This is a genomic window from Novosphingobium aquiterrae (assembly GCF_042434435.1).
Classification (GTDB): domain Bacteria; phylum Pseudomonadota; class Alphaproteobacteria; order Sphingomonadales; family Sphingomonadaceae; genus Novosphingobium; species Novosphingobium aquiterrae.
Genome location: NZ_JBHLTL010000001.1, coordinates 77660 through 98905, shown reverse-complemented (window position 1 = coordinate 98905; position 21246 = coordinate 77660). Strand labels below are relative to the sequence as shown.

25 protein-coding genes are annotated in these 21246 nt (G+C 63.6%); 9 read left to right on the top strand and 16 right to left on the bottom strand.

Translation table 11 applies throughout. The features are described from left to right. Window positions 1-63: 63 nt before the first annotated feature. From ACFFF7_RS00470 to ACFFF7_RS00450, 4 genes are read right to left on the bottom strand one after another with little or no spacing between them, the layout of a single operon-like run. On the bottom strand, window positions 64-849 hold the full coding sequence (locus ACFFF7_RS00470; RefSeq protein ID WP_379479402.1) for a VOC family protein: 786 nt from the start codon (window positions 847-849) through the stop codon (window positions 64-66). Window positions 850-876: 27 nt separating this feature from the next. Next, window positions 877-1590: a DUF1428 domain-containing protein gene (locus ACFFF7_RS16130; protein WP_446686282.1), complete on the bottom strand. Its 714-nt coding sequence runs from the start codon at window positions 1588-1590 to the stop codon at window positions 877-879. Window positions 1591-1612: 22 nt separating this feature from the next. Beyond that, a complete protein-coding gene (locus ACFFF7_RS00455) occupies window positions 1613-2047 on the bottom strand; it encodes a VOC family protein (protein WP_379479401.1) in 435 nt (144 codons plus the stop codon). Beyond that, window positions 2044-2688 (bottom strand): TetR/AcrR family transcriptional regulator, encoded by a 645-nt coding sequence (locus ACFFF7_RS00450; protein WP_379479400.1) that lies wholly within the window; start codon window positions 2686-2688, stop codon window positions 2044-2046. Before ACFFF7_RS00450 ends, ACFFF7_RS00455 begins: the two co-directional genes overlap by 4 nt. 268 nt (window positions 2689-2956) lie before the next feature. On the opposite strand from ACFFF7_RS00450, the gene ACFFF7_RS00445 reads away from it, so the two are divergent. Further along, window positions 2957-3547 (top strand): outer membrane protein, encoded by a 591-nt coding sequence (locus tag ACFFF7_RS00445; RefSeq protein ID WP_379479399.1) that lies wholly within the window; start codon window positions 2957-2959, stop codon window positions 3545-3547. 69 nt (window positions 3548-3616) lie between these two features. On the opposite strand, the gene ACFFF7_RS00440 is transcribed toward ACFFF7_RS00445, so the two are convergent. Both ACFFF7_RS00440 and ACFFF7_RS00435 read right to left on the bottom strand, forming a co-directional pair. After that, complete coding sequence (locus tag ACFFF7_RS00440) at window positions 3617-4126, bottom strand: DUF1697 domain-containing protein (protein ID WP_379479398.1); 510 nt, start codon at window positions 4124-4126, stop codon at window positions 3617-3619. 1 nt (window position 4127) lies between these two features. After that, complete coding sequence (locus ACFFF7_RS00435; protein ID WP_379479397.1) at window positions 4128-4775, bottom strand: glutathione S-transferase family protein; 648 nt, start codon at window positions 4773-4775, stop codon at window positions 4128-4130. A 90-nt stretch (window positions 4776-4865) separates the two neighbouring features. On the opposite strand from ACFFF7_RS00435, the gene cobS reads away from it, so the two are divergent. Next, a complete protein-coding gene (cobS, locus tag ACFFF7_RS00430; protein ID WP_379479396.1) occupies window positions 4866-5858 on the top strand; it encodes a cobaltochelatase subunit CobS in 993 nt (330 codons plus the stop codon). Here cobS and ACFFF7_RS00425 read toward each other — a convergent pair. The 5 genes from ACFFF7_RS00425 to fmt form a co-directional block, all read right to left on the bottom strand. Then, window positions 5855-6799 carry a homocysteine S-methyltransferase family protein gene (locus ACFFF7_RS00425; RefSeq protein WP_379479395.1) on the bottom strand — a complete coding sequence of 315 codons (945 nt, stop codon included), beginning with the start codon at window positions 6797-6799 and terminating at the stop codon, window positions 5855-5857. The genes cobS and ACFFF7_RS00425 overlap by 4 nt on opposite strands. A gap of 133 nt (window positions 6800-6932) precedes the next feature. After that, window positions 6933-7496, bottom strand: a complete 564-nt coding sequence (locus ACFFF7_RS00420) for a ferritin-like domain-containing protein (protein ID WP_379479394.1) — start codon at window positions 7494-7496, stop codon at window positions 6933-6935. Window positions 7497-7591: 95 nt separating this feature from the next. After that, complete coding sequence (locus ACFFF7_RS00415; protein ID WP_379479393.1) at window positions 7592-8698, bottom strand: zinc-binding dehydrogenase; 1107 nt, start codon at window positions 8696-8698, stop codon at window positions 7592-7594. A 42-nt stretch (window positions 8699-8740) separates the two neighbouring features. Continuing rightward, window positions 8741-9487: a tRNA pseudouridine(38-40) synthase TruA gene (truA, locus tag ACFFF7_RS00410; RefSeq protein WP_379479392.1), complete on the bottom strand. Its 747-nt coding sequence runs from the start codon at window positions 9485-9487 to the stop codon at window positions 8741-8743. Next, window positions 9484-10389 carry a methionyl-tRNA formyltransferase gene (gene fmt / locus ACFFF7_RS00405; protein ID WP_379479391.1) on the bottom strand — a complete coding sequence of 302 codons (906 nt, stop codon included), beginning with the start codon at window positions 10387-10389 and terminating at the stop codon, window positions 9484-9486. The genes truA and fmt overlap by 4 nt, the downstream gene beginning before the upstream one ends. Window positions 10390-10500: 111 nt before the next feature. On the opposite strand from fmt, the gene recR reads away from it, so the two are divergent. Genes recR through ACFFF7_RS00390 form a run of 3 tightly spaced genes read left to right on the top strand, consistent with a single transcriptional unit; the run spans window position 10501 to window position 13159 of the window. Then, window positions 10501-11097 carry a recombination mediator RecR gene (gene recR / locus ACFFF7_RS00400; protein WP_379479390.1) on the top strand — a complete coding sequence of 199 codons (597 nt, stop codon included), beginning with the start codon at window positions 10501-10503 and terminating at the stop codon, window positions 11095-11097. Between the two features lie 32 nt (window positions 11098-11129). Next, window positions 11130-11696 carry a peptide deformylase gene (def, locus tag ACFFF7_RS00395; protein WP_379479389.1) on the top strand — a complete coding sequence of 189 codons (567 nt, stop codon included), beginning with the start codon at window positions 11130-11132 and terminating at the stop codon, window positions 11694-11696. A 41-nt stretch (window positions 11697-11737) separates the two neighbouring features. Next, window positions 11738-13159, top strand: a complete 1422-nt coding sequence (locus ACFFF7_RS00390; RefSeq protein WP_379479388.1) for a DNA recombination protein RmuC — start codon at window positions 11738-11740, stop codon at window positions 13157-13159. Between the two features lie 3 nt (window positions 13160-13162). Here ACFFF7_RS00390 and ACFFF7_RS00385 read toward each other — a convergent pair whose 3' ends face one another. The 5 genes from ACFFF7_RS00385 to ACFFF7_RS00365 all read right to left on the bottom strand — a co-directional run bounded on the left by ACFFF7_RS00385 (window position 13163) and on the right by ACFFF7_RS00365 (window position 17305). Further along, entirely contained in the window at window positions 13163-13963 is an 801-nt protein-coding gene (locus ACFFF7_RS00385; protein ID WP_379479387.1) for a TrmH family RNA methyltransferase, read from the bottom strand. Window positions 13964-14086: 123 nt separating this feature from the next. After that, on the bottom strand, window positions 14087-14365 hold the full coding sequence (locus ACFFF7_RS00380) for an HPr family phosphocarrier protein (RefSeq protein WP_379479386.1): 279 nt from the start codon (window positions 14363-14365) through the stop codon (window positions 14087-14089). A gap of 27 nt (window positions 14366-14392) precedes the next feature. Next, complete coding sequence (locus tag ACFFF7_RS00375) at window positions 14393-14797, bottom strand: PTS sugar transporter subunit IIA (protein WP_379479385.1); 405 nt, start codon at window positions 14795-14797, stop codon at window positions 14393-14395. Window positions 14798-14909: 112 nt separating this feature from the next. After that, window positions 14910-15830: an RNase adapter RapZ gene (rapZ, locus tag ACFFF7_RS00370; protein WP_379479384.1), complete on the bottom strand. Its 921-nt coding sequence runs from the start codon at window positions 15828-15830 to the stop codon at window positions 14910-14912. Between the two features lie 65 nt (window positions 15831-15895). Continuing rightward, a complete protein-coding gene (locus ACFFF7_RS00365) occupies window positions 15896-17305 on the bottom strand; it encodes a glutamate ligase domain-containing protein (RefSeq protein ID WP_379479383.1) in 1410 nt (469 codons plus the stop codon). A 54-nt stretch (window positions 17306-17359) separates the two neighbouring features. Here ACFFF7_RS00365 and ACFFF7_RS00360 point away from each other — a divergent pair, with 54 nt between their 5' ends. The 4 genes from ACFFF7_RS00360 to dnaN all read left to right on the top strand — a co-directional run bounded on the left by ACFFF7_RS00360 (window position 17360) and on the right by dnaN (window position 21204). Beyond that, on the top strand, window positions 17360-18184 hold the full coding sequence (locus ACFFF7_RS00360; protein ID WP_379479382.1) for an LD-carboxypeptidase: 825 nt from the start codon (window positions 17360-17362) through the stop codon (window positions 18182-18184). Between the two features lie 26 nt (window positions 18185-18210). Then, complete coding sequence (fabD, locus tag ACFFF7_RS00355) at window positions 18211-19146, top strand: ACP S-malonyltransferase (protein WP_379479381.1); 936 nt, start codon at window positions 18211-18213, stop codon at window positions 19144-19146. A 3-nt stretch (window positions 19147-19149) separates the two neighbouring features. Then, window positions 19150-19914, top strand: coding sequence for a 3-oxoacyl-[acyl-carrier-protein] reductase (fabG, locus tag ACFFF7_RS00350; RefSeq protein ID WP_379479380.1), 765 nt, complete (start codon window positions 19150-19152; stop codon window positions 19912-19914). 171 nt (window positions 19915-20085) lie between these two features. Beyond that, window positions 20086-21204, top strand: coding sequence for a DNA polymerase III subunit beta (gene dnaN, locus ACFFF7_RS00345; RefSeq protein WP_379479379.1), 1119 nt, complete (start codon window positions 20086-20088; stop codon window positions 21202-21204). Window positions 21205-21246 lie beyond the last annotated feature (42 nt).

Sequence of the window (21246 nt, the reverse complement as noted above, 5' to 3'; positions counted from 1 at the left end):
TCTCCCGGAAGTCTGGAACAATCAGTGAACATAGGCGTGGATTCGCGTCTAGGTCAACGCCGCTCACGCACTTCCGACCAGGCTGAACAATGCTCCCTGCGGGTCCACGCCCTGGATAATCCACAGCGGCCCGGGAACTTCGTGGGGGCCGTTAATGACCTGGCCGCCATTTGCCGTGACGCGGTCTTTCGCTGCAGCGATGTTGTCGACCCAGAAGTAGTGGCACCACATCGCTGCCAGGACTTCGGCGGGCTTAGTCATGATCGCGCCGATCTGCACGCCGTCATGGGCAATGAACTGGTATGTACCCATCGGGCCCATGTCCATTGCGCCGGGCAGGGTCCAGCCGAACTGGCTGGTGTAGAAGGCGACTGCTTCGGCCTGGTCGCCCGCCAGCAGCTCATTCCAGCCGCACCGGCCGGGATGGGGCATGGCGGAAAAGGCTGTGCTTTCGCCGCCGCCGGGGGGCGGGGTGGGGGTCATGACATAGAACGGCGCGCCGCAGCAATCTGCGACCATCGCAATCCGTCCGGCCATCGGTACGTCGTTCGCGGGCATCAGGATCTTGCCACCCGCCGCTTCGACGGACGAAACTGCTGCGTCGACGTCATCGACCCCGATATAGCCCAGCCAGCTCGGCCGCGCCCCGTGCTGGATCATGTCGTCGGACAAGGTCAGCACACCGCCGGTCATCCCGCCGTCGGCGTTGGCGATGAAGCCATAACCGTTGGTCTGCGGCGAGCCGGGGACCAGCGTCCAGCCGACAACGGCATCGTAAAACGCCTTCGCCCCGTCCGGATCGGGGGTCATCAATTCGTACCAGATCCAGCTGCCTTGCAGGGTACCCATCGTTGCTCTCCTCGTTGGTTCGTTCGGCTACTTGAGATCGACCACGGGCTTGAACCCGCCCCAGAACATTCGCTGGCCATCGAAAGGCATTTCGGAAGGCGGCTGCATGTCGGGATCGGCCATGACCTTTTCCCAACCGGCGTCGCGGGTCGCCTTGTCGGGCCATTCCACCCAGGAAAAGACCACGTTCTCGTCGCCCTCTGCGATCACCGAGCGTTTGAAATCGGTCACCTTGCCCTCCGGCACGTCCTCGCCCCAGTTCTCGCTCGAGCGCAGCGCGCCGTACTTGAGGAAGGTGCCCGCCGCTTGCTGCGCCATGTCGAGATAAGCCGACCGGTTGGCCGGAGTGACCGGCAGGATGAAGCCGTCGACATAACCGGTCGTGCCTGCCGTGGTTTCATCGACCATCGGCTCGAACCCGCCAAAGATCATTCGCTTGCCGTCGAACGGCATTGGTTCGGCCATCATCGCCTCGTTCGATTCCATGGCCTTCATCGCCGCGTCGCGGGTTGCCTTGTCGGGCCATTCTATCCACGAGAACATGACGGTTTCGGTTTCCGCCGCCTGAACTGCGCGGTTGAAATCGGTGACCTTGCCGACTGACACATCGTCGCCCCAGCATTCGACGACCCGGGTGGCTCCGTAATCGATGAAATGCTTGTCCATCCGCTCGGCAAAGGCGGTGTTCCTGGCCTGATCGGACTTGCCCACCGGAATGATGAATCCATCGATATATGCCATGTCGGATCTCCTTTGCTCAGTGTCAGTCTGAAACGGCGGCAGCATCCTGAGGCTGCCCGCCAACCGCCGCCGGGTCCATCCAGAACGGTTCCCAGATGTGACCGTCGGGATCTTCGATCGTGCGCTGGTACATGAAGCCGTGGTCCTCGGGCGGGTTGACGTCGGCGGTTCCGCCATGGGCCGCGCCGGCTGCGACCAGCGCGTCGACTGCCGCGCGGCTGTCGACGGTCAGCGCCAACGAGACTTCGCTCGACCCGCGCGGCGGGATCGGGCGGGTGGTGAAGGTCTGCCATTTCGGATGAGTCAGGATCATAACGTGGATGGCCTCGCTCAGCACCATGCAGGCGCCGGTCTCGTCGCTGAAGGCCGGGTTATGCGTGAAGCCCAGCGCTTCATAAAAGGCCTTCGCCCGGGCCAGATCGGCCACGGGCAGGTTGATGAAGATCATCCGGGTCATTGCAGGGTCTCCTTGTGGGTCTCACCGAACAGCAATTCGAAATAGTGGCGCAGATGCCCGATTGCCTCACGCGCCAGCGCCGCAGCAGCGGCGGGATCCTGGGTCTTCGCCAGGATGAAGGCACCCTGCAGGACGGTCTGCACATGGCGGGCCAGCCCGGGGGCCTGCTGCTCGGGCAGCCCGACATCGGTCAACGCCCGGGCAATGTCCGCTTCGAGCGCGCGGGCGTTGGTCATGATGCTCGCTTCGCAGGCGCGGCGGATCGCGTCACTGTCGTGAAAGCTTTCCTGCAGCATCGTCCCGGCGACACAGCTGAAAGCTTCGGGCGGGCCGCTCAGCAAGGTGCTGCGCAAGTCGATATAGCCCAGCACCCGGTCGATCGCGCGTTCGTGATGGTGATAAGGCGCCTCCGCGAAAAAGCCCCCGGTGCTGGTCGACCAATAGTCCGCCAAGGCCACGCCAAGCGCTTCCTTTGAGGCGAAGTGGTGGAAAAACGCGCCCTTCGTAACACCGGCCGCTTTGCACAGCTGGTCAACCGAGGTCGCTGCGAAGCCATGCATCCGGACAAGTTTGACCGCCGCTTCCAGAATTTGCCCGCGTGCATTGCGCGGCGGTTCGCGGAAGGGACGATTCGGGATCATGGCTCAAACATACCAACCGGTCGGTATGAGTCAATGCGATCCATCCTGCCAAACCGCTCGTTTCGCCCCAAAGTTACCGCAATATTGTTGCGTATCGGCAACACATAGGAATGAAGTCGCCTCACATACGGGAACTGTAATTTGAGGTTCAGGTTTCAACGCCCACTTGCCTCGTCGTCACCCGGCTGCAGCCCGGCCTTCATGGTCTGGGTCACGCATCAAGGGGGGATAGCGACGGGTACAGTTCGTCCAAATGGAGTGTTTGAATATGAAAAAGTTTCTCATGATCGGTGCGGCCTTTGCCGCTTTTGCGCCGGCTGCGGCCATGGCGCAGGACGCCGGCAGCTGGACCGGCGCCCACGCCGACGTCGTTGGCGGCTGGGACCAGGTCAAGGTCAAGGACGGCATCGCGCCGGGCGTCGACTACAGCAAGGACGGCGTCGTCTATGGCGGCGGTCTTGGCTATGATTACGACACCGGCAGCGTTGTGCTGGGTGTCGATGCTGAACTGACCGGTTCGACCGTCAAGGACTGCGAGACCATCACCACCACGACCTACTGCCTCAAGGCTGGCCGTGACATCTATGCCGGCGCGCGCGTCGGCGTGGCCGTTGGCGATGCCCGCGACACGCTGCTGTACTTCAAGGGCGGTTACACCAACGCTCGCAGCACCGCTGACACCACTGTCGGCACGACCACGACTTCGTTCTCGAGCGACGAAGACGGTTACCGCGTTGGCGCTGGCATCGAGCACAAGTTCTCGGACAGCATGTCGGCCAAGGTTGAATACCGCTACTCGGACTATGGTGACGGCTTCCACCGCAACCAGGTCGTCGCGGGCCTCGGCTTCCGCTTCTGATCGCCTGACAGCGATTGGCAACTTGCGCCGCTCCCGGGAGACCGGGGGCGGCGTTTTGCTGTGCGAGAGTCAAAGGCGCAGCAGTAAGGCGAGCTTGCGTACGGTGTTGATGTTACGCGCGGTGCGTCCCAGCTTGCCCGGAATCTTGAGCCGCGAATTGCGGATGCCGTCGCCGTAATCAACATGGAGCTCGCGCGGGCCAAGCGCCATCCGTTCACCTTGGCGGTCGCGGCATTGGTCGATCAGATCAGAGGACGTGGGTTCTTCCTGAAAGAACACCATGTGCTGGCTGCCCTTCGCGTCGGCGAAAGGATTGGCAGCGATGATCGCCTCGAGCTCATCGACGCTGCGGACAAACACTTCGATCGGCTTCCCCGCATGGGCAAGCAGCCTCGCTTCCAGCAAGGCCTTGATCGCGGCTTCGTCCAGAGGGCTCTCAAGTAAGAGATTGCCGCTTGCGATGTAAGTCCGCACGTTGGAAAAGCCACATGCCTCGCCCAATGTCCGCAGCTGTGCCATCGGCAAAGCGCCAGTACCCCCGACATTGACCGCGCGCAGCAGGGCAACCCGCGCTACCATCTCAGCGCCCCAGCGCGCGTTCCATCACCGCTGCTTCGCGCGCGGCAACCATCTGCCACGATGGGCGCGCCTTGACCCGGTCATACCAGGCGGCCGTGCGGGGGTGGGTGGCTGGGTCGGGTTCCAGTCCGATATAGCCCATGGACTTCAGGGTAGCGGCGACAGCGATATCGCCCACGCTCAACGCATCGCCGGCCAGCCAGCCTTCGCCGCACGCGGCTTCGAGATATTCAAGGATCGGCACAAGTTCCTTGAGGCCTTGCTCGGCAACCACTTCATCGCCCGGCAGACCCATCAGCCTGGGTCCGACAAAACGATTGAACAGAACCTTGCCACCGGCGGCGATCAGGATCGTATCTGCAAACTCTTCCCACCAGATCGCCTTGGCTCGCTGCTGCGCAGAACCAGGGGTTATCGAGGGTGCCGGTTCGAGCGCATCCAGGTAGGTCACGATCGCCGTCGAATCGGCCAGCGTGAAATCACCGTCCTGCAATGCGGGGATCTTGCGAAATGGGCTGGCGGCCAGAAATTCGGGTGATGGCTCGCCAGGACGGCCTAGCACCATCTCGATCGCGATGCCTTTTTCCGCGGCGACCAGGTGAACCTTGCGGACAAATGGCGAGAGCGGAAATCCGAATACCTTGATCATTGCGTTCTCCCTGTCGGCGGCCCTTGAGTCGCGATTTGCAACCGAAAGCTTATTGCAGCGGCGGCGCGGCGCGTATAGGCGGAATGGGCAATGAACCAGACCCAAGACGCCACGCTCGACACCCGCAACAACACCGTCCTGCCCGCGCCCGACATCGAAGTCGACGTGCGGCAGGTGTTTGGTATCGATATCGACATGAAGGTGCCCGCCTTCAGCCGCGCTGACGAACGCGTGCCCGATCTCGATACCAGCTATGTGTTCGATCCTGACACGACTCTGGCAATTCTTGCCGGCTTTGCCTTCAACCGCCGGGTCATGGTCCAGGGTTATCATGGCACCGGCAAGTCGACGCACATCGAACAGGTTGCGGCGCGGCTGAATTGGCCGTGCATCCGCATCAACCTTGACGCGCATATCAGCCGGATCGACCTGATTGGCCGCGATGCGATCGTCCTGCGCGATGGCCTGCAGGTCACCGAGTTTCGCGAAGGCCTGCTGCCCTGGGCACTCCAGCATCCGGTGGCACTTGTCTTCGACGAATACGATGCGGGCCGTCCCGACGTGATGTTTGTGATCCAGCGCGTACTGGAAACCGAAGGCAAGCTGACCCTGCTCGATCAGAACCGGGTCATTCGGCCCAGTCCGTGGTTCCGCCTGTTCGCCACGGCCAACACCGTGGGCCTGGGCGACACCAGCGGGCTCTATCATGGGACGCAGGCGATCAACCAGGGCCAGATGGACCGCTGGAACATCGTCGTCGGGCTCAATTACCTGCCCGCCGCGGTCGAGAGCGAGATCGTCATCGGCAAGGTCGAGGGTGCCTCACCCGATCTGGTTGCCAATATGGTCAAGGTTGCCGATCTGACCCGGCAAGGCTTCATCAACGGCGACATTTCGACGGTGATGAGCCCGCGCACCGTGATCACCTGGGCGCAGAACACCGCGATCTTCAAGGACCCGGGCTTCGCGTTCCGCCTCTCGTTCCTCAACAAGTGCGACGAGACGGAACGGATGCTGGTGGCCGAGTATTATCAGCGCGTGTTCGGCACCGAATTGCCCGAAAGCGTCGTCGGCAAGAACTAGGTCGACTGGCGCGCGCGGATGGTGGGTACGCACGCCTCGGCAATTGCCGCGACGTGGCGATGATCGGTGCCGCAACAGCCCCCCAGCACGCACACGTGGGGCAGTGCATCGAGCAATTGTACATAGTCCTGCGCCAGTTCGGCAGGATCGCCGTCGTCCAGTTCTGCAGCTTCATCAAGCTCGGCATGGCTCATGCGCGAGGCGTTGGCCCGGATGCCGCCGATCCGGTCGCGCAGCTGCGCATCGTCGAGCGCGGCCACGAAGTGCGACGGGTGCGCGCAATTGACCATGTAATAGACGACGCTGCCCTGGCTTGATTCGTCGGTACGCTGCACCGCTTCGGCCAGGGTCATGCCGGTTGGCAGCTTGCCATCGGTTTCGACTGTGAACGAGATCACACAAGGCACGCCTTCACGCGCCGCAGCGGCGGCAATTCCCTGTGCCTCTTCGAGGTAGTTCATGGTCACGGCCGTGACCATATCGACACCGGCGCTGCTGCCGACCGCCACTTGCCACGCGTGATAGTCTGCCGCTTCGTTGCGGTGCATCGTCGCGTCGGGCCGATAGCCGTCGCCGCGCGGCCCGATCACCAGATTGACGGGGACATTGTCTGCGATCGAGGTTTGTCGGCGCAGATCCGAGACCATTGCAATGCCCCGGCGGTTAACGGCTTCAAGTTGCGCCCGGTCCAACCCGAGCTGATCGCCCCAATCGGGGTTGGCGCGCCAGCTTGGGGTATCGAGCACGAATCCCGTTCCGAGGCGTTCGGCCAGCGCGAGGAATTGCCGGTAATAGGCATCGAGGTTGGGCCGTCCCGGACCATCGACGAGGACGAACGAAGCAAATGCGGGCAAGTCCAGCCCGTCCTTGAAAACCATGCAGGTTTCAAGGCCGGCATCGGTCAAGAAGGGAGCGCCGCCCAGTGTGGGAACAGTTGCCATGATACCTCCGCTAACGTGCGATAGAGGGATGGCGACCTCTTGTGATGACAGGCTAACACCGTTCGGTGCGGTCCGACATAAAAAACGGGCGGACCCTCGATCGAGGATCCGCCCGCAGTCGGGGTGAATGGGGTTATTCGCCTTCCCAACCGTCCAGGAGATCGGCGAATTCGTCGGCGTGATCTTCTTCCTGGCTCAGGATGTGTTCGATCAGCTTGCGCGTTGTCGGGTCGCGGTCGCCCAGATAGTGGATCAGTTCGCGGTAGGCCTCGACGGCAATGCGCTCGGCAACCAGGTCTTCGGTGACCATCTCCTTCAAGGTGGTGCCTTCGCGGTATTCGGCGTGGCTCTTCCTGGTCAGGTTGTCGGGATTGAGATCCGGTTCGCCGCCCAGCTGGACGATGCGTTCGGCCAGGGCAGTGGCGTGAGCCTGCTCTTCCTTGGCGTGCTCCAGGAAGTGGGCCTTGATCGGCTCTGAAACCAGCCCGGTGGCGGTGTGATAATGGCGCATATAGCGCAGCACACAGACCCATTCGGTGGCCAGCGATTCATTCAGCTTTTCGATGATCGTTTCGCGATCTTCGGGGAAGTTCCTGGTGACTGCGCCGTCTTCGACATTCTTGCGGGCCTGGGCGCGCAGGGTCTTTGTATCGGTAAAGTGGCTGGCTTCGGCTTTCGGCTTGGCGGCTGTGGCCATTGTCGGGGTCCTCTGTGCTGATCACGCCGTTAAGTGCGTTTGATCATCACAACGTGCCTCAATGCACAGAGGTTCCCGTAGCCGCGCGAAAAAGATCAGCCGTTCGGCACGACCAGGTATTTCTCCCCGGTACGGCGCGCGTTGTAGACGGACACGGCCTCCTTGGTCAGCATGTCCTCCAGCGAGCCGCGCATCGAATAGTGGCTGGCAAAGGTAGTAGTCAGCTCGCTCGCGACGCGGCCGCGCATCCGTCCGACGATCTCCATCCCGGCCTTGGCCATGAACGGGGTCAGCAGCCAGCCGGCCAGATCCCAGGTCAGCCCGAAAGCGCGATTGAGGATCGTCGGCCCGAGGTCGAGCGCGCCATAGATATAGACCTTCTTAGGCTCGGACGAACCATAGCGGCTGAACGCGGCGCCGCGGCTGGCTGCGGCTTCCATCGCAGTCAGGATCTGCCCGGCGAGCGTGCCGCCGCCGATCGGATCGAAGCCGATCATCGCCTTGGTCTCGGCAATCGCGTCGATCAGTTTGGGCATGAAATCGGCATCGGTCATGTTGAGCACGTGGGTTGCGCCAAGGTCCTTGAGCAGCTTCACCTGCTCTTCGCTGCGCACGATATTGACCAGCGGTACGCCATCGGCCTGGCAGATCTTGACCAGCATTTGCCCCAGATTGGACGCCGCTGCGGCGTGCACGATGCCGATATAGCCTTCCAGCTTCATCGTTTCGACAAAGCCCAGCGCAGTCATCGGATTGACGAAGGAACTGGCAGCCTGCTCGGCACTGACATCGACACCCACCGGCATGCACATGGCGGCATCGGCATAGGCATAGGAGCCATAGGCAGTGCCCGGAACACAGGCAACCCGCTTGCCCATCAGGCCTTCCGCCCCTTCGCCCGCGGCGACGACGGTTCCCGCCGCTTCATTGCCGGCAGGCATCGCCATGCCATGGCGCGCTTTCATCGCGCGGGTGGCGTTGTCGGGCATCTTTGCTACGACCTTGCCCGGGGAATAGACGGCATTGTCGGTATCGGCGCTGGCGAACAGCAGACCAAGATCCGACGGATTGATCGGTGTCGCCTCGACCTTGATCAGGACCTGGCCTGCCTTGGGCGCTTCCCAGGTCTTGTCGTTCAACTGCACGGTCAGCGTGCCGTCTGCATCGAGCTGGGTCGTAAGCTGCTTGCCGGTGAAAGTCATGCGGTCGTCTCCCGATTCTGTTTCGAAACGCAACCTAGGTGCTCATTCGCCGGGGTAAAGCGCCCGCACGAAATAAAGTCCCGCGCTGGGTGCATTGAGACCCAAGGCAGACCGGTCGCGGGCGGCCAGTGCCTCGGCCAGCTGTTCTTCACGCCAGCGGCCCATGCCGACCAGCGACAGGCAGCCGACCATGGAGCGAACCTGATGATGCAGAAACGACCGTGCCGCGGCGCGGATGCGGACTTCGTCGCCGACGCGCTCGGCGCTGAGCAAGTCGAGCGTCTTGACCGGACTGGCCGACTGGCAATGGACCGATCGAAAGGTGGTGAAATCGTGAAGCCCGACCAGCGCCTGTGCCGCGCGGTGCATCGCCTCTGCGTCAAGTGGTTGGGGGACTTGCCAGGCGCGGTTGGCGTCCAGCGCCAGCGGTGCGCGGCGATTGGCGATGCGATACAAATATTCGCGGCCGATGCACGAAAACCGGGCGTGCCAGTCATCGCTGACAACATCGCAGGCCAGCACCGCGATCGGATCGGGCCGCAGGTGATGGTTGAGCGCCTCCATCAGACGAAACGGCGCAATGTCCTTGCGGATATCGACATGGGCGCGCATTGCCAGGGCGTGGACCCCGGCATCGGTGCGCCCAGCGGCGTGGAGCGTTACGGTTTCGCCCGTCACCCGTCCGACTGCCTCTTCCACGGCCTGCTGGATGCTTGGCCCACTGGCCTGGCGCTGCAGCCCGAAGAAGTTCGTGCCATCGAATTCAAGGGTCAGGACAAAACGGGTCAAGCTAGCCGTGTCCCTGCCGGCACCACGCGTCCGCGCAGCAATTCGTCCACGCCCATCACCGGGCGTCCGGCGCGCTGGATCAGGACGGGGCGCACGGCGCTGTGGCCGCAGGCGATGGTCAGCCGGTCGTCCAGCGTGGTGCCGGCTGCGCCTTCACGATTGACCAGTTCGACCTTGAGCACGCGGTAACGTTCGCCGTCCAGTTCAAAGAACGCGCCGGGGGCAGGGGCGAAGGCGCGCACCTGACGCTCGACCTGCTCGGCAGCGCGGGCAAAATCGATGCGGCTTTCCGCCTTGTCGATCTTCTTCGCATACGTGACGCCAAGGTCGGGCTGCGGTTCGGCACGGCGCTCTGGAAGATCTGACAGCACCTCGACCATCAGGCGGCCACCGATTTCGGCCAGTTCCTGCGTCAGTTCACCCGCAGTCTTGTCCTCGATCGGTGTGCGCGCGACGGCCAGCATCGGCCCGGTATCGAGTCCCGCCTCCATTTGCATGATCGTCACCCCGGTCACTGGATCACCCGCCAGAATTGCGCGGTGGATCGGCGCCGCGCCGCGCCAGCGCGGCAACAGGCTGGCATGGACGTTGAGGCAACCATGCTTGGGCGCATCGAGAACCGGCTGCGGCAGGATCAACCCGTAAGCGGCAACAACCGCAACGTCGGCCTCCAGAGCGGCGAAACTGGCCTGTGCTTCCAGGTCGCGCAGGCTGATCGGCGTGCGAACCGGGATGCCGCGGAATTCGGCCGCGCGATGCACTGGCGAGGCCAGCAATTGCTTGCCCCGTCCTGCCGGCCTCGGCGGCTGGGAATAGGCGCAGACCACCTCGTGCCCCGCCTCGACCAGCGCCTCCAGCGCCGGCACGGCGAAATCCGGAGTTCCCATGAAGATTGCGCGCACAGCCTGAAATCCGTTCGTCCTGAGCCTGTCAAAGGAATGTCCTTAGTTTCAACCTTGGAAAAGAAAAGGACAGGGCTTCGACAAGCTCAGCCTGAGCGGTTAGGGAAAAGCATGGCCTCGGTTGAAATTGAAGCTCTGACGACAGCCCTCTCGCGCCTTCCCGGTCTGGGGCCCCGCTCGGCGCGCCGCGCGGTGCTGTGGCTGATCAAGCGGCGCGAGACGTCGCTGGTCGCTTTGCTCGAAGCGCTCGGCGCGGTGCGCGAAAGGCTGGTCGAATGCACGACCTGCGGCAATGTCGATACGGCCAACCCTTGCGCAATCTGCACCGATGCCCGGCGCGATCAGCGCGCCCTGTGTGTGGTGGAGGATGTCTCGGACCTATGGGCGCTGGACCGGGCACGCCTGTTCGCCGGACGCTATCACGTGCTTGGCGGCCGGCTTTCAGCGCTGGAAGGCGTGCGGCCCGAAGACCTGGCGATCGGTTCGCTGATCGAACGCGTGGCACGCGGCGGGATTGACGAGGTGGTTCTGGCCATGAACGCGACGCTGGAAGGGCAAACCACCGCGCATTACATTGCCGAGCGACTGGAGGGCTACCCGCTGCGGATCACCCAACTGGCGCACGGCCTGCCAGTCGGAGGTGAGCTCGATTACCTCGACGAAGGCACTCTGGCGCAGGCGCTGCGCGCGCGGCGTCCGATGGGTTGAGATTCGCGCGCAACGCCACTATCTGGCCCCTTATGGCTATTCGCGAAATCATCGAAGTCCCCGATCCCCGCCTCAAGGTGGTGTCCGATCCCGTCACCGTGTTCGACGACGAACTCAAAACGCTCGTCGCCGACATGTTCGAGACGATGTACGACGCCCCCGGGATCGGCTTGGCCGCGATCCAGGTCGGGGTGCCGTTGCGGGTGCTGGTGATCGATCTCCAGCCCGACGACGAGGATGCAGAGCCGGTCGCCTGCGATCATGACGGCCATCACCATCACCACCAGCCGACAAAGCGCGAGCCGCGGGTATTCATCAATCCGGAAATCCTCGACCCGTCGGAAGAGCACGCGGTCTACAATGAGGGCTGCCTGTCGGTTCCCGAAATCTACGCCGAGGTCGAGCGTCCGGCCCAGATCCGCGCGCGCTGGCAGGACCTTGACGGCAAGCAGCACGAGGAAGAAATCGAAGGCCTGCTCGCCACCTGCCTGCAGCACGAGATGGACCATCTCGAAGGCATCCTGTTCATCGACCACCTTTCACGGCTCAAGCGGCAAATGGCGTTGAAGAAGCTGGAAAAGCTGCGCAAGGCAGCGTGACGGGGCTGGCGTTCTTGCTCCGTTCCGGTTAGCGTGAGCCTATGGACGTCACCCTATCCCTTATTCTGATTGTGGTCGCGCTGATCGGTGGCGCGGCTTTTGGCTGGCTTGTCGGCGCGCGGCCGGCAGCTGACTTGCGCCAGCGGCTTGATGCCAGCGAGGCAAGCGCGCGCGACCTTGATGAGCGATTCAGGGCAGCGATCCGCGATCTCGCCGCGGCAAGCGAGCGTGCCGACCGCGCAAGCGGATTGAGCGACGAACTGGCCACTGTGCGTCACCGGAGCGAGGTGATTGCCTCAGAACTGGCGACGCTCAAGGCCAATGCCGCTCATTTCGAAGAGCAGAAGCGCCTGCTGCTTGATGCGCAGGAAGGGCTGAAGAAGGAATTCGAGATCGCCGGGGCCAAGGTTCTGGAAAAGGCGCAGGAAGTGTTCATGGCCCGCGCGCAGGAGCGTCTGGCGGTTTCCGAGGAGCGCAGTGCCGAACAGATCAAGGCGCTACTGGCCCCGGTCGACCAGAGGCTCAAGAGCTATGAAGAGCAGGTCCAGAGCCTGGAGAAGCAACGAGTCGACGCCTTCGGCCAGTTGACCGGGCTGATCCATTCGATGCGCGACGGCCAGGAAGCGGTGCGGGCCGAAGCGGCGCGGCTGGGCAACTCGCTGACCAATGCCCCCAAGGCACGCGGGCGCTGGGGGGAACGGGCGCTGCAGAACGTGCTCGAGCAATGCGGCTTGTCCGAACATACCGACTTCGATCTGGAGCATTCACTCGATACCGAGGAGGGGCGACTGCGCCCTGATGCAATTGTCCATGTGCCTGGACAAAAGAAGCTGGTCATCGATGCCAAGGTCTCGCTCAACGCCTACCAGGCGGCGTTCGAATGCAGCGACGATGCCGAGCGCAAGCGTCATCTTGACCTGCATGCTCGATCTATGCGCAACCATGTCCAGACGCTTGGCGCTAAAGGCTACCAGAGCCAGTTCGCCGACGCGCCTGACTATGTGGTGATGTTCGTGCCGGGTGAACACTTCGTCTCAGCGGCGCTGGAGCACGACCCGGAACTTTGGGACTTCGCGTTCCATAACAAGGTTCTGTTGGCGACTCCGACTAATCTGGTTGCGATTGCCCGGACCGTGGCAATGGTGTGGAAGCAGGATCAGCTCGCGCGCGAGGCGGTCGAGATCGGCAAGGCGGGAGCGGAATTGTATGACCGCCTTGCCACGGCCAGCGAACACCTACGCGGGGTGGGGGCCGGACTTGACCGAGCAGTGCGCAAATACAACGATTTTGTCGGAAGTTTCGAGCGTAACGTTTTGACTTCGGGCCGCCGTTTGCGTGAGAAGGGCATCGAAATCGGCAAGCGCGAACTGGAAGACGTGCCGATCGTGGAGAGCCTACCGCGTTATGGCGATGTTGCTGCGCTGTCCGCCGCTGAGGCCGCAAACGACGAAGCTGCCGAGTAGACCTTAGTCGTCAAGGTGCGCCAGCGCCTCGTAGGCCAGCACGGCGCCGGCTACGGCCGCGTTGAGACTGTCGGCGCGGCCTTTCATCGGCATGGTCACACACAGGTCGCACTCTGTCTCGTAAGCTTCTGGTAGTCCGCGACTTTCATTGCCAATCAGCAAGAAACACGGTGCGGCATATGGCGCACGGCGATAGTCAACCGCATCGCGCAGACTTGCCGCGACGAGTTGACCAGCGCCGCCGCGCAGCCACGGCAGGAATTCGTCCCAGCGGGCCTGACCGATCTGCTGGGTGAACACCGCACCCATGCTGGCGCGCACGGCTTCGGCGGAAAAGGGATCGGCGCAGTCGTCAATCAGGATCAGACCGCCGGCCCCGACTGCGTCGCCGGTGCGCAGCATCGTCCCCAGATTGCCGGGATCGCGCAGCGCCTGGGCGACCAGCCAGATTTTTGCGGTTGAGCGATCGATCGCGTGCAGTCCGGTATCGAACTCGGCAAAAACACCGGCAACGGCCTGGGGATTGTCCTTCCCGGTAATCTTGGAGAGGATGTCGGCGCTGGTCTCGATCACCTCGCCGCCGGCGGCGACGACCTCCGCCTCTAACGAATCGAGCAACGGATGCGCTTCGCGTCCCTGGGCCATGACCAGGATTTCGGGCAGATGTCCGCTTTCCCGAGCATCGGTCAGCAGCCGCAGACCCTCGGCGATGAACTGGCCTGCCACCTTGCGGTGCTTCTTTTCGCGCAGAGAGCGCAAATACTTGACCGTAGGGTTCGAAAATCCGGTGATCTGGCGGCGCATTGTCAATCCGGGAGCGTGGGCGCGTAGGCTTCGACAAGCTCAGCCTGAGCGGGTGTGGGGGGAATTGCTAGCAAAAATGTCCGCTCAGCCTTCACCGGTCGATGGCCTCCCGCAAGACTGGTCTCAGTCCTCGCCAAAGCCGTCCTTGACCAGGCCGACCAGTTTGAGCAGCGCCGCGTCGGCCCCGTCGCCGGCAACGATAATCTCCACAGTGTCGCCCTTTGCCGCGCCCAGCATCATCAGGCCAAGGATCGACGCGCCAGCGGCGTCGTTGCCGTCCTTGGCGACGCGAACCGTCACGCCGTCGCACAGCTTGGCCACGGCATTGACGAACTTGGCGCTGGCGCGGGCGTGCAGGCCGCGGACATTGACGATCTCGACGCTTTCGCGAACCTCGTGCATTCCCCGAAACCTCCCCCCAATTGCCGGTTATGCGTCCTGTCCGAGGAACTCCGACGCGATTGTTATGTAGGTGCGCCCGGCGTCGCGCGCAGCGACGACGGCCTTTGCCAGCGGCATGCAGCCGCGGGCCTTGGCCAGACGGATCAGCATCGGCAGGTTGATCCCGGCGATCACTTCGATCTTGCCGGCCTGCATCAGCGAAATCGCCAGGTTCGACGGCGTCCCTCCAAACAGGTCGGTCAGAATGATCACGCCCTGTCCGGCGTCAACCGCCTTGACCTTGTCAGCAATTTCGCGGCGCCGTGCTTCCATGTCGTCGTTGGGGCCAATGCACACGGTCTCAACCGCGTCCTGCCGTCCAACGACGTGTTGCATCGCGTTGACGAATTCTTCGGCGAGCTTGCCGTGAGTGACCAGAATAAGACCGATCATGCCGGGATAATGCTCCGCAGTTGCGACCCGGCACGACCAGAAGGTGTCACGTCCGGCAAGGGGAATCGCCCCCTCAAGTGGCGCCGGGCCATGCCGCCGATGCGCGCCACGGTCAATGTTTTCCTTCTACCAGATCCGCCGCGCGCGAGGTCAGGTTGCGATGAAAGATGCTGGGGGCATAGCCCGCATCGCGCAAGGCAGTCGCCATGCGTTCGGCAGTAAAGACCGAACGGTGCCGCCCGCCGGTGCAGCCGAAGGCCACGTTGACATAGGCCTTCCCTTGCGCTGCGTAGCGCGGCAGCAGTTGCAGCAGCAGATCGCGGATCCGGGCAAAGGCTTCGGCAAAGGCCGGATCCTGCTCGACATGCGCGCCCACCGCGGCGTCCTGGCCGGTCAGCGGGCGCAGCGCCGGGTCCCAGTGCGGGTTGTCGAGAAAGCGCATGTCGAAGACCAGATCGGCGATCGGCGGCATCCCGCGCGAGAAGCCGAAACTGGTGATGGTCACCACGGTTGCTTGCGGGGCTTCGCGGCCAAAGCGTTCGCGCATCGCCTGCTTCAGGTCGTTGCTGGTGAAGTCAGTGGTGGAAATGACGATGTCCGCCCAGCGCCGGAGCGGCTCCATCATTTCGCGCTCGGCGGCGATCCCGGTCGCGGCGGGCACGTCCTGGGCAAGCGGATGACGGCGACGGGTTTCGTTGTAGCGGCGCTCAAGCTCCTGCCCCGAACAGTCGAGAAACAGCGTGGTCAGTTCGATGTCGGGGCGCTGGACCAGCTTCTTGACCCGTTCGATCACCTGGTTGGGATCGAACCCGCGGGTGCGCGAATCGAACCCGATCGCCAGCGGTGCGCGGACGTCGCCCGCGGCTCCGTCGCTGCTGCCGATCAGCCGGCCGAGCAGGTGGATCGGGAAATTGTCGATCGTTTCCCAGCCGAGGTCCTCCAGCACCTTGAGCGCGGTGGACTTGCCCGCGCCAAGCAGCCCGGTAACAAGCAGAACGCGCGGGCGCGGATCGGAGGGCTGGGATTCGCTCATGATCTGGACAGGCAATGTGGGGACAGCGGGAAAGAAAGGGAAGGGGGCGCGATGGACAGTTCCGTTCAGGGCAGTGCTGCCAGCAGGTCGCGTGCGAAAGCGGTGAGCGTATCATCGCGCGCGCCCATGATCACGATGCGGTCGCTGGGCCGGGCAAGCGCGATAATCCGCTGCGCGCAGTCAGCTCGGTCGGGAACATATTCGGCCTTGCCTCCGGATTGCGCGATCAGCTCGACAATCCGTTTGCTGCCCTCGCTGCGGTCAACAGTTCCGCCGTAATAGACCGGGTCGCACAGGATCGTCAGATCATCGGGGCCAAGCAGATCGGCGAAGGTCTGTGCCAGTTCGGTGCCCATCTGGCGCAGCGGGCCATAGCCGTGGGGCTGGAAGAAAGCGATGACGCGGCCCGGATGCGCTTTCAGAGTTGCCAGTGTCGCCGCGACTTTGTCGGGATTGTGCCCGAAATCGTCGATCACCGTGATTCCGGATGGATTGGTGCCAACCACGTCGAAACGGCGGGCGAGCCCAGCATAGCTGTGCAGCGCGGCAACGGCATCAGCCACCGCTACGCCGGCGGCGCAGGCGGCGGTGATCGCGGCCAGCGAATTCGACAGGTTATGCCGCCCGGGAACCTTCAAAGTCAGCGGGTGACGGCTTGCATCGCGCCGATCGATCACTGTGGCCTGGATTGCGAACGGCGTCTGGACGATCGAACCTTCGACCACGCTGATTTCTGCTTCGGGATGGTTCAGCGCATAGCCCAGCCACGGGGTATATTCGGGTGCCAGCGCGGCGACTTCGGGATCGTCAAGATTGACCACGCCGATGCTCGTCGCCCGGAGAAAATCGCTGAACAGCTGGCGCAGTTCATCCATCGACTTGTGATCAAGGGTGACATTAAGCAGCACGGCGACCTTTGGCCGGTACAGCGCGATCGAACCGTCGCTTTCATCGACTTCTGACACGAACGCATCGCCCTGGCCGACCCGCGCCGAGGCGAAGGGGGCATCGGCAGTGGCATAGTTCTTCATCACCGCGCCGTTCATCACCGTCGGATCACGCCCGGCCTGGTCCATGATCCAGCCGATCATCCCGGTAACCGTGCTCTTTCCGCTGGTTCCGCCCACCGCGATCCCGGTCGGAGCCGCATTGAACAGCGTGGCGAGCAGCTGGGCGCGCGACATGCGGGCGCAGCCCAGATCCTTCGCCCGGACCATCTCGGGAACCGTGTCCTCGACTGCCGCCGATGCGACCAATACCTGATCGGCACTGACGATACCGCTGCCGTCCTGGGGAAATAGCCGAAAGCCCAGACTGTCCAGCCAGGCGAATTTCTCGGGCGTGCGGCCCTGGTCGCGGCTGCGGTCCGATCCGGCGACATCGGCCCCTTTTGCCTTGAGGATCTGCGCCAGCGGCAGCATGCCTGATCCGCCGATGCCGCAAAAGAACCAGGGGTGCGAAGTTAACTCGTTCATGCCGCTGAGCGGTATGCGGCCTTGCTACCAAGCGCAACCGGGTTACGAAGGGGCATGGTTCGTGTTGCGATCTGTGCACCCTCGCGTGCGATAACCCAAGACGTCGCCCAGCGGGTCCAGGCGCTGGCGGCGGATTATCCGGGCATCGAATTGCAGTTCCACCCACAATGCTTTCGCAGCGCCGGACATTTCGCCGGGACCGATGCCGAACGCGTTGAGGCATTGGCCGAATGCGCCAATGATTCCGGGTTCGATGCGGTCTGGGCGGCGCGCGGTGGCTATGGCGCGGCGCGGGTGGTCGAGGACGCCCTCGGCCGCTTCACCGCGGCGGCCGAACAGAAGACTTTCCTTGCCTATTCCGACGGCGGCACGCTTCTGGGAGGGCTGTACCGCGATCGGATCGGCCTGCCGGTTCATGCGCCGATGCCGTCGGATATCAACCGACCAGGCGGCGAAGTCGCGGTGCGGCGGGTGCTGGGCTATCTGTCCGGCGAGCGTGGCGGGCTGGAACCGTCGCTCGATCACCATCCAGTCGCGGCATTTAACCTAACAACCCTGGCAATGCTGTGCGGCGGTCCGTTGATGCCAGGGTTGGCCGGTCATGTGGTGCTGATCGAGGAAGTATCAGAGCATCTCTATGCGGTCGATCGGCTGTTCTTCCATCTCACCGCCCATCTCGGCGGCGTCGCCGGGCTGCGGCTTGGGCGGGTTGGCGACGTGCTCGAAAACGATATCGAATTCGGCTGCGATGCCGAGGCGATCGCGCGGCACTGGTGCGCCCGCCACGCGATCCCCTATCACGGCCGGGCCGATATCGGACACGACGTTGCCAACAAGATCGTGCCGTTCGGGCTTGCCGGACGTGAGGGCGCGCAATAACCGCGCCGCGCAAAGGAGCTGACGCGATGAGAGCATTCGTTTTTCCGGGGCAGGGTAGCCAGAAGGTCGGCATGGGAACGGATCTTTCCGCCGCCAGCCCCGCCGCACGCGAAGTTTTCCAGGAAGTTGACGAGGCACTCGGCCAGAATCTCTCCGCAATTATGCGCGAAGGGCCGGACGAAGCCTTGACCCTGACCGAGAATGCCCAGCCGGCGATCATGGCCAATGCCATTGCCGTGCTGCGCGTGCTGGAACGCGAAGGCGGTATCAGTCTGGCCGACAAGGCCGACTTCGTCGCCGGTCACAGCCTTGGCGAATATACCGCGCTGTGCGCCGCGGGCGCGTTCAGCCTTGCCGACACTGCACGCCTGCTGAAACTGCGCGGCCAGGCGATGCAGGCCGCCGTGCCGGTGGGCGTCGGAGCGATGTGCGCCTTGCTGGGGGCCGATATCGACAAGGCTCAGGCACTGGCCGATGCAGCGGCAGAGGGTGAAGTTTGCACCGTCGCCAACGACAACGATCCGGGCCAGGTCGTGCTCTCGGGCCACAAGGCCGCAATCGAGCGTGCCATCGCCATGGTCAAGGACTTCGAGATCAAGCGCGGCGTCCTTCTGCCGGTGTCGGCGCCGTTCCATTGCCCGCTGATGCAGCCAGCAGCCGACGCCATGGCCGATGCGCTGGGCAAGACTGCGCCGGGCGCGCTGCGGGTGCCGCTATTCGCCAATGTCACCGCTGCAATGGTCACCGAACCGGCCGATGTCAGCCGCTTGCTGGTCGAACAGGTCTGCGGCCGCGTCCGCTGGCGCGAAAGCGTGATCGCGATGCAGGCGGCCGCGGTCGACTCCTTCGTCGAACTGGGCGGCAAAGTGCTGGGCCCGATGATCGGCCGCACGGTGCAGGACGTCGGCATCACCAGCGTCGTCGGCATGGCCGACATCGAAGCACTCGCCAAGGAGCTCTGAGACATGGAAAACCGCCTCTTCGACCTTTCCGGGATGACCGCCCTTGTCACCGGCGCTGCTGGCGGGATCGGCTCGGCGATCAGCCATGCGCTGGCGCGGCAGGGCGCGCGGCTGGCCTTGTCAGGGACCAATCCGGGCAAGCTGCGTGCGTTCCGCGAGGAGCTCAACGATACCTACGGCCACGATCACATCGAGATTACCTGTGACCTGTCGAATGCCGAACAGGTTGAGCATCTGGTGCCGGCCACGGTCGACACGCTGGGCAAGATCGACATCCTGGTCAACAACGCCGGGATCACTCGCGACAACCTGGCGATGCGGATGAAGGATGAGGAATGGGATGCAGTGATCCGCGTTAATCTTGAGGCCGCTTTCCGCCTGATGCGCGCTGCGTGCAAGCCGATGATGAAGGCGCGCCACGGGCGGATCATCACCATCACCAGCGTCGTCGGTGCGACCGGCAATCCCGGCCAGGTCAATTATGCGGCGGCCAAGGCCGGGCTGGTCGGCATGTCCAAGTCGCTCGGCCAGGAAGTCGCCAGCCGCGGCATCACGGTCAATTGCGTCGCCCCCGGCTTCATTCGCACCGCCATGACCGAGGTTCTGCCCGATGCCCAGAAGGACGCGCTCAACGCCCGGATCCCGATGGGCCGGATGGGCGAGGGCGAGGATGTGGGCGCGGCGGTCGCCTACCTGGCCAGTAAGGAAGCCGGCTATGTCACTGGGCAAACGTTGCACGTAAATGGCGGGATGGCGATGATTTCGTGACTGCGCCCGAAGTGCGCGCCGCAAGCTGCGCATTTATCCCCAGATTCGCCCGGTAGTTCGGCTTCCAGCCTTGCCGCGAAGGCCTCTGGCGCTAAGAAAGGCAGTCCGAAAAGACGGCGCGCGCGGGCGATTCCGGCGGCGTGCGCCCCCCAGGGGACACGGGTAACGACCATGAAGGCCACCATCGAACGCGCGACGCTGCTCAAGTGCCTGTCGCACGTCCAGTCCGTCGTCGAACGGCGCAACACCATTCCGATCCTCTCGAACGTGCTGATCGAGGCGTCGGGCGACGGCACGGTCAAGGTCATGGCCACTGACCTCGACCTGCAAGTGGTCGAAAGCCTGGGCGCGGTCTCGGTCGAGAGCGCGGGGGCGATCACCGTTTCCGCCCACCTGCTGTTCGACATCGCGCGCAAGCTGCCCGACGGCAGCCAGGTCAGCCTGGAAACCGCCGACAACCGCATGACAGTCAAGGCCGGGCGCAGCCGCTTCTCGCTCCCCACGCTGCCGCGCGACGATTTTCCGATGATTGTCGAAGGCGACCTGCCGACCAGCTTTGAGCTGCCCGCCTCGACGCTGGCCCAGCTGATCGATCGCACCCGCTTTGCGATCAGCACCGAGGAAACCCGCTATTACCTCAACGGCATCTTTCTCCACGTCTCGGACGAGGAGCTGAAGGCCGCCGCGACCGACGGCCACCGCCTGGCGCGCTATACCCTGGTCCGGCCCGACGGCGCGCAGGGCATGCCCGACGTAATCGTGCCGCGCAAATGCGTCGCCGAATTGCGCAAGCTGCTCGAAGAAGCCGCCGATTCGAACGTGCTGATCGACCTGTCGGCCAGCAAGATTCGCTTTACCCTGGGCGGCGAGAACGGCGTGGTGCTGACCAGCAAACTGATCGACGGGACCTTCCCCGACTATACCCGCGTGATCCCGACCGGGAACGACAAGCTCTTGAAGCTCGATCCGCGCAGCTTCTGGGAAGGGGTTGACCGCGTCGCCACCATCGCCACTGAAAAGACCCGCGCGGTCAAGATGGCGCTGGAAAACGACAAGGTCACGCTCTCGGTTACCTCGCCCGACAACGGTACCGCTGCCGAGGAAGTCCCCGCCGACTACAGCTCGGCCGGGTTTGAGATCGGCTTCAACGCGAACTACCTCAAGGATATCCTTGGCCAGATCGAGGGCGACACCGTCGAGCTGCACCTCGCCGATGCCGGCGCGCCGACCCTGATCCGCCAGGACGACAAGAGCCCTGCGCTTTATGTGCTGATGCCGATGCGAGTGTGATCTGCGCCGATTGACCTGTGACGATGGTGCCCTAGTCTCCCC

What these genes read in the sequence shown, in the direction of transcription:
- cobS (WP_379479396.1), top strand. Translation starts at nt 4,866, where the DNA reads ATGAACCAGACCCAAGACGCCACGCTCGACACCCGCAACAACACCGTC.
- ACFFF7_RS00425 (WP_379479395.1), bottom strand. Translation starts at nt 6,799, where the DNA reads ATGGCAACTGTTCCCACACTGGGCGGCGCTCCCTTCTTGACCGATGCC.
- ACFFF7_RS00470 (WP_379479402.1), bottom strand. Translation starts at nt 849, where the DNA reads ATGGGTACCCTGCAAGGCAGCTGGATCTGGTACGAATTGATGACCCCC.
- ACFFF7_RS00450 (WP_379479400.1), bottom strand. Translation starts at nt 2,688, where the DNA reads ATGATCCCGAATCGTCCCTTCCGCGAACCGCCGCGCAATGCACGCGGG.
- fabD (WP_379479381.1), top strand. Translation starts at nt 18,211, where the DNA reads ATGAGAGCATTCGTTTTTCCGGGGCAGGGTAGCCAGAAGGTCGGCATG.
- ACFFF7_RS16130 (WP_446686282.1), bottom strand. Translation starts at nt 1,590, where the DNA reads ATGGCATATATCGATGGATTCATCATTCCGGTGGGCAAGTCCGATCAG.
- def (WP_379479389.1), top strand. Translation starts at nt 11,130, where the DNA reads ATGGCTATTCGCGAAATCATCGAAGTCCCCGATCCCCGCCTCAAGGTG.
- ACFFF7_RS00365 (WP_379479383.1), bottom strand. Translation starts at nt 17,305, where the DNA reads ATGAACGAGTTAACTTCGCACCCCTGGTTCTTTTGCGGCATCGGCGGA.
- rapZ (WP_379479384.1), bottom strand. Translation starts at nt 15,830, where the DNA reads ATGAGCGAATCCCAGCCCTCCGATCCGCGCCCGCGCGTTCTGCTTGTT.
- ACFFF7_RS00435 (WP_379479397.1), bottom strand. Translation starts at nt 4,775, where the DNA reads ATGATCAAGGTATTCGGATTTCCGCTCTCGCCATTTGTCCGCAAGGTT.
- fabG (WP_379479380.1), top strand. Translation starts at nt 19,150, where the DNA reads ATGGAAAACCGCCTCTTCGACCTTTCCGGGATGACCGCCCTTGTCACC.
- ACFFF7_RS00385 (WP_379479387.1), bottom strand. Translation starts at nt 13,963, where the DNA reads ATGCGCCGCCAGATCACCGGATTTTCGAACCCTACGGTCAAGTATTTG.
- dnaN (WP_379479379.1), top strand. Translation starts at nt 20,086, where the DNA reads ATGAAGGCCACCATCGAACGCGCGACGCTGCTCAAGTGCCTGTCGCAC.
- ACFFF7_RS00415 (WP_379479393.1), bottom strand. Translation starts at nt 8,698, where the DNA reads ATGACTTTCACCGGCAAGCAGCTTACGACCCAGCTCGATGCAGACGGC.
- ACFFF7_RS00380 (WP_379479386.1), bottom strand. Translation starts at nt 14,365, where the DNA reads ATGCACGAGGTTCGCGAAAGCGTCGAGATCGTCAATGTCCGCGGCCTG.
- ACFFF7_RS00445 (WP_379479399.1), top strand. Translation starts at nt 2,957, where the DNA reads ATGAAAAAGTTTCTCATGATCGGTGCGGCCTTTGCCGCTTTTGCGCCG.
- ACFFF7_RS00360 (WP_379479382.1), top strand. Translation starts at nt 17,360, where the DNA reads ATGGTTCGTGTTGCGATCTGTGCACCCTCGCGTGCGATAACCCAAGAC.
- ACFFF7_RS00455 (WP_379479401.1), bottom strand. Translation starts at nt 2,047, where the DNA reads ATGACCCGGATGATCTTCATCAACCTGCCCGTGGCCGATCTGGCCCGG.
- recR (WP_379479390.1), top strand. Translation starts at nt 10,501, where the DNA reads ATGGCCTCGGTTGAAATTGAAGCTCTGACGACAGCCCTCTCGCGCCTT.
- ACFFF7_RS00420 (WP_379479394.1), bottom strand. Translation starts at nt 7,496, where the DNA reads ATGGCCACAGCCGCCAAGCCGAAAGCCGAAGCCAGCCACTTTACCGAT.
- ACFFF7_RS00440 (WP_379479398.1), bottom strand. Translation starts at nt 4,126, where the DNA reads ATGGTAGCGCGGGTTGCCCTGCTGCGCGCGGTCAATGTCGGGGGTACT.
- ACFFF7_RS00375 (WP_379479385.1), bottom strand. Translation starts at nt 14,797, where the DNA reads ATGATCGGTCTTATTCTGGTCACTCACGGCAAGCTCGCCGAAGAATTC.
- ACFFF7_RS00390 (WP_379479388.1), top strand. Translation starts at nt 11,738, where the DNA reads ATGGACGTCACCCTATCCCTTATTCTGATTGTGGTCGCGCTGATCGGT.